This is a genomic window from Veillonella dispar (assembly GCF_900637515.1).
GTDB lineage: Bacteria > Bacillota > Negativicutes > Veillonellales > Veillonellaceae > Veillonella > Veillonella dispar.
The window spans coordinates 1,246,811-1,259,868 of the sequence record NZ_LR134375.1; the positions used below are offsets into that span (position 1 = coordinate 1,246,811).

Below are 13,058 nucleotides of genomic sequence, written 5' to 3' on the forward strand. Positions count from 1 at the left end.
TGGTAATAATTAACTAAATAATAGTCTTAATAAAATCTAACAGATTTGTACCTGTAAATAGATATCCTTTTACACCAGCTGCTTCTGCAGCATCAACATCGCGCTGACTATCGCCAATAAGAAAACTAGATTTAGGATCTACATCATAATCCTTAATAGCTTGATTAACCATGCCAGGCTTTGGCTTTCTGCATTCACAATCGACAGCATAAAGAGGTACAGATCCTTCTTTATGATGAGGACAATAATAGAAATGTAAAATCGGCGCCCCGCTGCGATCTAGTTCATGAGCCATATGGTCATGTAAAATCTGAACATCAGATTCCTTATAATAACCTCGAGCGACCCCACTTTGATTGGTCACTACAATGAGGTCATAGCCCTTGCCATACGCATAAGCTAGTGCCTCTTTAGCACCATCTACCCACTCTAAATCACTGATTTTATATAGATAGCTAACATCTTTGTTGATAACACCATCGCGATCTAAAAATAATACTTTGCGCATTAACGTAAATACCCTTCGTTATTATCGAGTAATTCACAATATTCTTTAACAGCGTCTTCCATTTTATGGAACCCTTTATCATAACCAGCAGCCAATAATTTAGTAGTATCAGCCTCTGTAAAGCTTTGGTATTTGCCTTTTAATACCTCTGGGAATGGAATGTATTCAATTTTGCCTTTACCGTTATAGTCAATAACAGCTTGCATAAATTGGTTAAAGCTATGAGCATTACCTGTACCACAGTTGAAAGTACCAGAGATTTCAGGGTGTTCCCAGAAATAGAAGTTTACATTAACTACGTCTTTAACATAAATAAAGTCACGTGTTTGACCACCGTCTTCGTAGCCATCTGTACCTTCAAATAGATTGATAATACCAGTTTCTTTATTTTTGTAGAACATTTGACGAACTAAGGAAGCCATTTTATCTTTATGAGCCTCATTAGGACCATATACGTTAAAGTAACGTAAGCCTACTACTTGAGCTGTATATTCACCTTCATATTTACGCACATAACGGTCAAACAACAATTTGGAGTACGCATATGGATTGAGGGCTTCCTCAGCTTCTGGTTTTTCTACGAAACCATTTGTACCATTACCATATGTAGATGCAGAGGATGCATAAATGAATGGAATGCGACGGTCTTGGCAATAGTGGAATAGATTTTTAGAACCTTCATAGTTGTTCTTCATCATGTATTTGCCATTATATTCCATTGTGTCCGCACAAGCACCTTCGTGGAACACTACTTCGATAGGACCTACATCAAATGTACCATCAGCAATAGCACAATCAAAATCATCACAATCGATATAATCCAAGAATTCTAAATTTTGAATATTTCGGATTTTACGACCATCAGTAAGGTCATCAACAATAAGAATATCTGTACGACCACGGTCATTTAATGCTTTCACAATATTACTGCCGATAAAACCAGCACCGCCTGTAACGATAATCATAATTTACCCTCCTTAGCCATAGTAGCTATTTTCCCTACGATATCTGATGTAGAGTAACCTTCTTTAAATGAAAGCACCTCTACATGATCTACGGACTCACGTCCAATAATATCTTCTATCTTATAATCGCCGCCCTTAACTAGCGTATTAGGACGCAAATAAGCTAATAGTTCAGCTGGTGTATCCTCTTCGAATAAAACCACACCATCTATACAGCGCAACGCACTTAATAATGCTGCTCTATCCTCTTCACTTACGATGGGACGTGTTTCACCCTTTAGGCGTCTAACAGAAGCATCGGAATTTAAACCAATAATTAGATGATCACCTAACTGAGCAGCCTCTTGTAGATACGTAATATGCCCACGATGAAGAATGTCAAAACAACCATTTGTAAACACAACAGTTTCACCCTTATTTTGCCATTGTGTAATAAGCTGCTTCATCTCTTCCTTTGTGTATAAAGGCTTCGATTGAACACTATGCTTATAAGAATGCCATAAATCCAGTAATTCAGAACGATGAATTGGATATGTTCCAACCTTAGATACGACGATGCCTGCAGCGCCATTAGCAATATGTAAGGCTAAACGCATAGATAGGCCACTGGCAAGGCATGTCATCATCATGGATACAACAGTATCGCCTGCACCACTTACATCAAAGACCTCTTGTTGTGTGGCCGGATTATGCCATGTACGGCCGTCCTTTGCGATAACAGTAATCCCCTTAGCAGACCGTGTAGCCACAATGTACTCTAAATCAACATTAGCCAGTACTGACTTAGCAGCTTCAACAATAGTGGTATCATCATTTTCTAATTTACGGCCTACACATTCACCTAGCTCTTTTACATTCGGTGTAATACATGTGGCTCCATTATATTTAGACCAATCAGAACCCTTAGGGTCTACGATTGTTTGTACGCCATACTCCTTAGCTAAACTAAAGATCTTTTTTAGCAATGTCGGTGTACAAACACCTTTACCATAGTCAGAAACAACAATGCCATCGATACCCGCTTTACAGAGATTTTCCAACCATGTAGATAGTTTCTGTTCTTCATGGATTGTCAAATCTGTTATGGTTTCAAAATCTAAGCGCATCATCTGCTGACGATCACCTAAGATGCGCATCTTAGTAATAGTAGATCGATCGTCGCTCGTCAATAAACCTGTTGTATCAATCTTATCTGCATCAAGTAACTGTTGTAATAAACGACCATGGTCATCATTACCGGCAATAGCACCAAGATATACTGTGCAATCTAAATTTGATAAGTTCGACGCAACATTACCAGCACCGCCAAGCACTTCTTTCATCTTTGCCACGCGGTTAACAGGAACCGGTGCCTCTGGAGAAATACGACTTACATCACCAAAAACATAACGATCTACCATAACATCACCTATAACGGCAATCTTTAAATTTGGTAGTTGCTTTGTTAAAAATTGATTAATGGTAGCATTTATCATAATCCACCTATTCCTTACCACAATATACATGCATAACGACTTACATAAAATACTTGGCATCAAACATGTATCTATTTATACATAAGACCGTAACGGTTAATAATCTTCTTCAATAATTTCACACATGATATGACCAGCCAAAATGTGCATCTCTTGAATACGAGCTGTTACATTACTTGGAATGGCTAATGTAATATCACATAATTCAGCTAGCTTACCACCGCCTTCTCCGGTGAAAGCAATGGTATGCATACCAATAGAACGGGCCATTTCTGCAGCTTTCACAACATTCTTAGAGTTCCCAGATGTAGAAATACCAATAAGAACATCACCTGTACGGCCTAGTCCCTCTACTTGACGTGCAAAAACAGATTCAAAATCATAGTCATTGGCAATCGCTGTTAATGCAGATGTATCAGTAGTTAATGCAATCCCTGCAAGAGAGCGTCGTTCCTTTTTAAAGCGACAAATCAATTCCGCCGCTAAATGTTGAGAATCTGCAGCAGAACCACCATTACCACAGAATAAAATCTTATTGCCATTTTCTAAAGCAGCCTTACAGCGATAGGCAATCTCTTGAATGGTATCCATATGCTCCATCGTTCTACCAAAAACCTCAAGATGCTCGGTAAAACGATCTGCAATGATTGGATTTAAATCAGTCATTATAAAATCTCCTTTAATAGTCTATCTGCATTTTTCCAGAACAATTTCTCACATTGCTCCACAGATAAACCGGCCTCTTTAAATGCATCATATAATCGATGCATTTCAGAAGCATCTTTAATTTCTGTATCTGGCTTAATACCATCAAAGTCGGTTCCTAATGCCACAACATCTTCCCCGCCTTTATCGATGAGATATAAGCCGTGTTTTACGATATCTTCAATCCGACTTATGGGTGATGTACCTAAAAATGATTGAGCGAAATTAAGGCCTATAACGCCACCCTTATTAGCAATCAGCTTGATTAAATGATCTGGTAAGTTTCTTGTATGGGCTGTAACTTCACGTGCATTGGAGTGAGATGCTATAAAAGGTACATCTAAAATATCTCCTAATTGCTCAGTACCAGCATCATTTAAATGAGAGCAATCAACGATAATGCCTAAATCCTGCATAGCCTCCACAAATTCAACACCTTTCGATGTTAATTTTTTATGCTGCTCACCACAATGGGGCTCACCCAATCCATTTGGATAATTCCAAGTAAGCGTAATAAGTCGAACCCCATCTTGATAAGCTTGTTTTAATTTATCTAAATCGCCGCCTAGTACGCCGCCTTCCTCAATAGACATAAGAGCCCCAATCTTACCGGACACATACACGGACTCTATATCTTGATAAGAGAGCACATGTTGTATGTGCTCTCCATAATGCTGAATTTGTGATGTACATAAATTACGCATCGCTTCATAACGACCATAAGGGTCATTTGTTTCACCAAGATTGATAAAAAGTGCGAAATCTTGCACCTTGCTGTGAGCCTTTTGCAACTTTTCTATATCGATTTTCCAAGTATTACGATACAGATCCCCACTACTAGGATGGTCTATTAATTTCATTATCGTATCGCAGTGTAAATCTATCATAAAGCCTCACATATAGTATCAGTAATTAATTGCGTTTTGGTTTTTTAGCATCTAGTTTCTTTAATGCTTTCAGTTCTTCCATAAAGCTATCAATATTATCAAACTTACGATATACGCTAGCAAAACGAACATATGCAACTTGGTCAATATCTTTTAATTGTTGCAATACAAGTTCACCAATGCGATCCGTAGTTACCTCTTGATTGATTTCATTTCGAATATCGCGCTCTACATCGTTAACCACTTGTTCCATCACGGACATTGGTACGGTACGTTTATCACAAGAACGCAATAAGCCATTTAATAATTTACCGCGATCAAATAGTTCACGACGTCCGTTTTTCTTTAATACCATAAGTGGTACTTCTTCTATAATTTCATAGGTAGTAAAGCGACGGCCACAATTGATACATTCGCGGCGACGGCGAATACTATTACCTTCATCAGTCGTTCTAGAGTCTGTTACCTTCGTGTCTGTGTGTTGGCAATAAGGACATCTCATCTGTTACTACTCCTTTTTCTAATAATCACTCTAAAATAGTGCATAATACGCCCATTTTCTTTACTATATATAGTACCATGAAACCCCTTAAAATACAAAGAATCCCTAGGATTTCCTAGGGATTCTTCCATTATTCTACAGTATTTTATGTTATGAAATACTTTAGAAATAATATTTTTAATTTTACCTACAATTATAACTATCGTTTAGGAGCATCTTGGACGCGAAGCAAGCAGTCGCCAGATTCGATACGGCTACCTTCACGAACTAGAATTTCTTCTACGATACCATCGATAGGAGCTGTAATTGTTGTTTCCATCTTCATCGCTTCTGTAACGATTAATGGTTCACCTTTAACTACAGATTGACCATTCTTAACGAGGATCTTAACAACAGAACCAGACAATGTAGCACCGATTTCGCCAGGGTTGGATTCGTCTGCTTTACGACGAACAACACCAGTAGTCTTAGCATGTTTATCATGAACTTTAATGCCACGAGGTTGACCGTTGAACTCGAACAATACGATACGGTTACCATCTTCATCAGGATCAGATACACCATTCATCTTAATGATCAATGTTTTACCTTTTTCGATAGTTACTTGGATTTCTTCGCCCCGTTTCATACCGAAGAAGAATGTTGGAGTATCAAGTACAGATACATCACCAAAATCTTTTACAAATTTATTGTAATCTTGGTACACCTTAGGATATAAGCAGTATGCACTAATATCTTCATCAGTTGTATTAGCACCCATTTCACTTAATTCATGACGAACATGTTCGAAGTCTGTTGGAGGTAATACTGCACCAGGACGAACTGTAATAGGTTTAGCTCCTTTTAAGATGATTTTTTGTAACTCTTCAGGGAAACCTTGGTATGGAGTGCCAAGACGACCTTCAAAGAATTCTACTACAGATTGAGGGAAGTCTAATACATCGCCTTTTTCGTAAATATCTTTTTCAGTCAAGTTGTTTTGTACCATGTACAATGTCATGTCACCTACAACTTTAGAGGATGGTGTTACTTTAATGATATCGCCAAACATCATATTTACTTGATGATATACTTTCTTGATATCATTCCAACGATCACCAAGGCCTACCATCTTAGCTTGTTGTTGCAAGTTGGAGTATTGGCCACCTGGCATTTCATGTTGATATACTTCAGTATTAGGATATGCTTCTGCTTTATCCACACCTTTGTAGTATGGACGAATGCTGCCAAAGTAATGAGACATTTCTTCCATGTAGTCAATGTTCATGTCAGGTTGACGGTCATGGCCACTCAAAGCATAGTACATAGAGTTCATGCTAGGTTGAGATGTGCCATTAGCAAATGCAGAGTATGCCAAGTCGATAACGTCTACACCAGCATCTACAGCGCGACCATATGAATAGATAGCATTACCAGAACCTTCATGAGTGTGCAAATGAATTGGTACTGTAACAGCATCTTTTAATGCAGATACAAGGTTATAAGCTGCTTGAGGTTTTAAAAGGCCAGCCATATCTTTAATAGCAATGATATTAGCACCCGCTTTTTCAAGCTCTTTAGCCATATTTACATAGTAACCTAAATTGTATTTAGGACGGCTACTATCAAGAATATCCCCTGTATAGCACAATGCTACTTCAGCAATTTTGTTTTGTGCACGTACTTCATCAATAGCTACATGCATATTATCAAGGCTATTTAAGCTATCAAATACACGGAATACATCAATGCCATTTGTAGCAGCTCGTTGGATAAATTGACGAACCACATTATCTGGATAGGATGTGTAACCAACTGCATTGGCACCGCGAATCAACATTTGAAGCAATGTATTTGGTACTTCGCGACGGAACATGCGTAAGCGTTCCCATGGATCTTCATGTAAGAAACGATAGGATACGTCGAATGTAGCACCGCCCCAGCACTCTAAGGAGAATAAGTTAGGAACACCTTTCGCAGCATGACCAGCTACGCGTGCCATATCAATTGTACGTAGACGTGTAGCAAACAAGGATTGATGAGCATCACGCCATGTAGTATCTGTAAAGAATACTTGTTTTTGGTCAGATAACCATTTACTGAAGCCTTCTGGACCTAATTCATCAAATTTTTGTTTTGTACCAGCTGCAGGAGATACATCTAAATTAGATGGCATTTGAATTGGTTCAAAATCAGGTACTTCTTGAGGGCCCGCACCAGAGTAACCATTGATTGTTACGTCTGCAATGTAACGCAATAATTTAGTACCGCGGTCACGGTCAGGTTTCAATTCGAATAATTCTGGATGATCTTCGATGAAGTTAACAGTGTAGTTACCGCTTTGGAATTCAGGATGTTCAAGAACGTTAATCAAGAAGTGAATATTTGTTTTAACGCCACGAATACGGAATTCTTTCAAGCAACGAAGCATTTTACGAATAGTTTCTTCATTGTTAGGACCAAATGCAGTTGCTTTTACAAGTAAGGAATCATAGTAAGGTGTTACTACGGCACCTGTGAAAGCATTACCAGAGTCTAAGCGGATACCAAAGCCACCGGAGCTACGATATGCCAAGATTTTACCTGTATCAGGCATGAAGTTATTTTTAGGATTTTCTGTAGTGATACGACATTGAATTGCAGTACCTTTACAAGGAACTTCATCTTGTGCAGGAATGCCTACTTCTGGGCTATGTAAGTCATAACCTTCAGCAATACGGATTTGAGAATGAACAATATCAATATCTGTAATCATTTCTGTTACAGTATGTTCTACTTGGATACGAGGGTTAACTTCGATGAAATAGAAGGAACCATCAGCAGTTACCAAGAACTCTACAGTACCAGCATTAACGTAGCCTACATTTTTCATGATTTTAACGGCTGCATCACATACGGCTTTACGAGTTTCTAATGGCAATGCAAAAGCTGGCGCCATTTCAACAACTTTTTGGTGACGACGTTGTACAGAGCAATCACGTTCATGTAAATGAACTACATTACCATGTTCATCACCAAGGATTTGTACTTCAATATGTTTAGGTTCAACGATAAGTTTTTCTACATATACATCATCATCGCCAAAAGCAGCTTTTGCTTCAGATTTAGCGCGATCATATGCATCACGAAGATCTTCTTTGCGATGAACCTCACGCATACCACGGCCGCCACCGCCATTTACGGCTTTAATCATCAATGGGAAACCATGAGTATTTGCAAATTCTTCTAATTGTTCAAAATCACGCAAAGCCCCATCTGAACCAGGGATCATTGGGATATCTGCCAATTTAGCTTGTGCACGAGCATTAACCTTATCACCGAACATATTCAAATGTTCTACATGAGGTCCAATGAAAATGATACCTTCTTCACCACAACGACGAGCGAACTCTTCGTTTTCAGATAAGAACCCATAACCTGGATGGATAGCATCAATATCATGTTCTTTTGCAATACGGATAATATCTTCAATATCAAGATATGCTTCAACTGGTTTTTTACCTTCCCCTACGAGATAGGCTTCGTCAGCTTGGTTACGGTGCAAGGATAATGTATCCTCTTTGGAATAAATGGCTACAGTTTTAATACCCATTTCATTACATGCACGGAACACGCGGATCGCAATTTCACCACGGTTGGCAACCAATACGGATTTAATTTTTCTCATGTATTGCCTCCTACTAGCTTCCACTAATGTGAACTATCAGCTTTCATTTTTATTAATATATGAATATTTCCTATACTTATAGTCAAAACAATATATTTGGAAAACTCATCAAAATTTATGATGAGTATAATATTCATAATTACATATAACTATTATACAATATTTTCCACATATTTAAAGGATTATATTAATTACGAAATCATAAAATACATTATCCGCTGTTCATGAGTAAAACTCATATGTCTTTTATCGATGTACATCGAACTAGTTCTATATACTATATAATTAATCACCTAAGAAATGATTCATTAATCGGTTGAGTTGTTCTTGGTCATTGGCCCCCATCAACTCACGTGCAGAATGCATTGCCAACAATGGTAAGCCTACATCCATGGTTCTCATCGGCAACATAGCAGATGAAATAGATCCAACTGTAGACCCTCCTGGTATATCAGAACGATTTACATAAATTTGGTAGTTTGCCTCAGCTTCATCACACAAACCTTTAACAATGGCAATTGCTCTGGCATCACCTGCATAAGATTGGCTACATGCGATTTTTAGGGCTACCCCTTTATTAAGTGTAGGAATATTAGTGATATCATTTTTCTCAGGATAATTTGGATGTAAACCATGGGCTACATCAGAGGAAATCATAAATCCTTTTGAAATGAAACTTTCCATTTCTTGATTAGAATATCCCAATGCATCATATACACGTTTAATAAGGTTTGGTAAAAGCATACCTGCCCCACCCTGTTTTGTACGACTCCCTACCTCTTCATTATCAAAGAGAATGGCACAGCGTACACCATTAGCATTATGTTTACGAGCTTGAATAATCCCTGAAAGTACACCAAAGCAAGATGTTAGATTATCAAGGCGAGGTGCGCTAATGAAATCACCTTCTGTGCCAAGTACACAGCCTTGTTCTGTTGGGTATAATGTCATTTCATAGGACAAAATTTCAGATGGATCACAATTGACTTCATCAGCTAAGAACATAGTCCACTCATCATATTGAGTATCAGACTCTGGAAATAAACTTGGATTATTACTATCATGTAAAGATTTTGTTGATTGTTCCTTATCTTTACGATCCATCATTAATATAGGAAGCATTTCCTTTTGGCGATTTAATTTAACGCCATCATTAACGGTGCGATTCATATGTATAGCTAAGTTTGGAACGATTGCAATAGGACGTTTTGTATCAACCAATACAGAATCAACATCAAAGGCATTATCACCTTTTAATACTACGGTACCAGCCGCTCCTAGAGGACGATCAAGCCATGTATTTTCAATGAGACCACCATACATTTCTACATTCAGTTTTGTGTACCCTTTTACAGAGGTAATAGGATTAGGTTTAACACGGATCGCAGGAAAATCCGTATGCGCCGAAGCAATACGTAATGTATCTTCTGGTTTTTTCCCTATATGAAAGGCAAACAATGTAGTACCAAATACATTAACAACATAAGAACCAGAGTCTAATTGCCACTCATCATCTAAATTAAGTTCTGTAAATCCTGAGTCCAATAACATTTGCAAGCTTGTATCAACCGTATGGTATGGAGATGTGCAAGCACCAATATATTTCAATAACTGTTCATTATCAAATTTCATAGTTTCCTCCTATGTAAAATAATGATGCAATTCTTTTATTCACTAGGAATAGTTCATATATGTATAATATTACAACATATACATTAATAATATATTAACTACACTTATTTTATCACAAAAAAGCCGTCCCAAACGGGACGGCTTTCCGTATATTTTGTAACTACATATCAAAACAACTCTAAAATCTAAAGTTTTATGTATTACAAGTATATTATTTTATCATTTTCAGTTTTTACCACATACCGATTGCTTTCATCCATACGGAACCAAGTCCCATAAAGATAATCAAGTTGATTACGGATGCGAAGAAACCAAGTTTCCACCATGTATTTTGAGGAACATAACCAGTATTGAAGATTACTGGAGATGGACCTGCTGCATAGTGAGTTAAAGACATACACAAGTTAGATGTGAATGCAATCATCAACAATGTTAACATTGGTGGTGCACCTGCAGAAATAGCAATTGCAGAGAATGCTACGAACATTGCAGAAATATGTGCAGTTAAAGATGCGAATACATAGTGGGAATATGTATTAATAAGTACAGCTATAACGAAGGCAATAATCCAAGATCCTTCTGGAATATAACCGCCTACAAGTACTGTTGCCCATTTAATGAAGTCCAATTTGGACAAGAAACCGGCAAAGCCCATTAATGTACCCATCCAAACTAATGTATCCCAAGCGCCTTTTTCGCTTTTAACATCGTCCCATACAAGAACGCTAGTAGCAAGCAAAATAGAAATACCTAAGAATGCAACAGTTGTAGCATCAATTTTTGTGAATTGAGAGGTAGCCCATAACACTAAAGCTAAAACGAATACGCCTAGCATAACCCATTCTTGGAAAGACATTTTACCAAGGCCTTTTAACTCTTCTTTAATCATTTGTTGTGCTTCGCGAGCATCTGTAATTTCAGGTGGATATACTTTGTAAATAAAGTACGGCATAATGATCAATGCAATAATTCCTGGCACGATAGCAGCCATAGCCCAATCACCCCATGTGATACCAATACCAAAAGATTGAAGCGCCAATGCTGCAACCAATGTGTTACCAGCCATGGATGTTTGGAACATAGCAGATGTAATTGTATTAACTTGATAAATAGATTGCATCAAGAAGGAACCAATTTTACGAGGACCATCTTGAGGTTCAGAACCGAACGCTTTTGCCAAGCTTGTAGTAATTGGCATGATAACACCACCTACACGAGCTGTATTAGATGGAGTTGCTGGAGCCAAAATTAAATCAGATAATGCTAATGCATAAGCCAAACGTAAGGAGCTACTACCAAAAGCAGCAATCAAATTATAAGCAATACGTTTCCCCAAACCAGTTTTAATAAAGCCACGAGAGAATAAGAACGCACCTACGATTAACCAAATAGCAGAGTTAGCAAAACCAGAGATAGCTTCGCCGATTTTCAAAGTACCAGTCAAAGCCGCCACAGTAATTACAATGATAGATACGCCACCAATCGGTAATGGCTGAGTAATAAAGCCTACGATAGTAGCAACAAAGATGGCGAATAAATGCCAAGATTGAGGTGTTAAACCCTCAGGCGTTGGAATAAACCATAGGCCTATACCAAAGACCGCTGGAATAATCCAGTTTAACAGTTTTTTCATACACATACCTCCTACATAGGAAAAAACTAAAATATATAACCGCTGAAATACCAAGGCATCGCAAGGTGACTATAAACACACAGTAGCCCCCTATCCTACGGTGTCTTCAGTATATATCAGTAGTATGTGAAGTGAGATATATAATTATTTCTTCTTATAATAAATATAATATATTACATCATAAAAAGAAATGAAAAAAAGCTGTGCATCACGAGGTATGCACAGCTTTCATTAACATATAAATCCTATTCTGGTAAAGATACGTTTTCTAAGTTTGTTTTCTCGATAGCTTCAATATCACCTTTATCACAAAGATTTGCAATAGTTGGATCAATTGGCAAACGATTCAACAATAATAGACCGTATTTTTGAAGGATTTCTTCAATGTGGCTTTCACCAAAGATTTGATAATCCTTACCATTATCTGGGCAATGGAAGTAAGAGTAGTTTTCCACTACACCAATAATAGGCACTTGCATTAAATCAGCCATCTTAACTGCTTTTTCAACAATCATGGATACCAAGTCTTGAGGAGATGTAACAATGATGATACCATCCAATTTCAAAGATTGATATACAGTAATTGCTACGTCACCTGTTCCTGGCGGCATATCAACGAATAAATAATCGATGTCTTTCCAAATAACATCACTATAGAATTGTTTTACCACATTGCCTAAAATAGGACCACGCCATAAAACAGGATCTGTATCGTTTTCCAAAAGGAGGTTAACAGACATAACGTCAATGCCGCCTTTAGATTTTACAGGATACATACCAATTTCGTCAGCATATGCTTTTTCCTTGATACCAAACATTTTAGGAATAGAAGGACCTGTAATATCTGCATCGAGGATACCAACTTTGTAACCTTTACGCGCCATAGTAATAGCCATTAAGCTTGTAACGGAGGATTTACCTACGCCACCTTTACCGGATACTACGCCAATTACATGTTTAACAGAACTAAGCTCGTGTAAAGGAGCTGTAAGGTCTTGAGGTTGTTGAGGAGCGCCGCCACCGCAACCAGAAGATTTAGATGGGCATCCGCCACAATCACTGCTGCTACCGCAACCCATAGTAAACACCTACTTTCTTTGAGGAA

Annotated in this window: 10 protein-coding genes; all 10 read right to left on the reverse strand. The window is 37.9% G+C overall.

Annotated elements, in window-relative coordinates; all coding sequences use genetic code 11:
- Positions 1–13: 13 nt before the first annotated feature.
- A complete protein-coding gene (locus EL171_RS05810) occupies positions 14–508 on the reverse strand; it encodes a D-glycero-alpha-D-manno-heptose-1,7-bisphosphate 7-phosphatase (RefSeq protein WP_005386891.1) in 495 nt (164 codons plus the stop codon).
- Positions 508–1,473, reverse strand: coding sequence for an ADP-glyceromanno-heptose 6-epimerase (gene rfaD, locus EL171_RS05815; protein WP_005386892.1), 966 nt, complete (start codon positions 1,471–1,473; stop codon positions 508–510). Before rfaD ends, EL171_RS05810 begins: the two co-directional genes overlap by 1 nt.
- Positions 1,470–2,948 carry a D-glycero-beta-D-manno-heptose-7-phosphate kinase gene (gene rfaE1, locus EL171_RS05820; protein ID WP_039969236.1) on the reverse strand — a complete coding sequence of 493 codons (1,479 nt, stop codon included), beginning with the start codon at positions 2,946–2,948 and terminating at the stop codon, positions 1,470–1,472. The genes rfaD and rfaE1 overlap by 4 nt, the downstream gene beginning before the upstream one ends.
- Before the next feature lie 96 nt (positions 2,949–3,044).
- Positions 3,045–3,614 (reverse strand): D-sedoheptulose 7-phosphate isomerase, encoded by a 570-nt coding sequence (gene gmhA, locus EL171_RS05825; RefSeq protein ID WP_005386896.1) that lies wholly within the window; start codon positions 3,612–3,614, stop codon positions 3,045–3,047.
- Positions 3,614–4,540: a dipeptidase gene (locus EL171_RS05830; protein ID WP_005386898.1), complete on the reverse strand. Its 927-nt coding sequence runs from the start codon at positions 4,538–4,540 to the stop codon at positions 3,614–3,616. Before EL171_RS05830 ends, gmhA begins: the two co-directional genes overlap by 1 nt.
- A gap of 25 nt (positions 4,541–4,565) precedes the next feature.
- Positions 4,566–5,042 (reverse strand): transcriptional regulator NrdR, encoded by a 477-nt coding sequence (nrdR, locus tag EL171_RS05835; protein WP_024065834.1) that lies wholly within the window; start codon positions 5,040–5,042, stop codon positions 4,566–4,568.
- Between the two features lie 199 nt (positions 5,043–5,241).
- Positions 5,242–8,688 carry a pyruvate carboxylase gene (locus EL171_RS05840; protein ID WP_005386902.1) on the reverse strand — a complete coding sequence of 1,149 codons (3,447 nt, stop codon included), beginning with the start codon at positions 8,686–8,688 and terminating at the stop codon, positions 5,242–5,244.
- Between the two features lie 285 nt (positions 8,689–8,973).
- Positions 8,974–10,320, reverse strand: coding sequence for a M18 family aminopeptidase (locus EL171_RS05845; RefSeq protein ID WP_005386903.1), 1,347 nt, complete (start codon positions 10,318–10,320; stop codon positions 8,974–8,976).
- Positions 10,321–10,552: 232 nt separating this feature from the next.
- On the reverse strand, positions 10,553–11,953 hold the full coding sequence (locus tag EL171_RS05850) for an anion permease (protein ID WP_005386905.1): 1,401 nt from the start codon (positions 11,951–11,953) through the stop codon (positions 10,553–10,555).
- 245 nt (positions 11,954–12,198) lie between these two features.
- Entirely contained in the window at positions 12,199–13,032 is an 834-nt protein-coding gene (locus EL171_RS05855) for an Mrp/NBP35 family ATP-binding protein (protein ID WP_005386907.1), read from the reverse strand.
- Between the last annotated feature and the right edge of the window lie 26 nt (positions 13,033–13,058).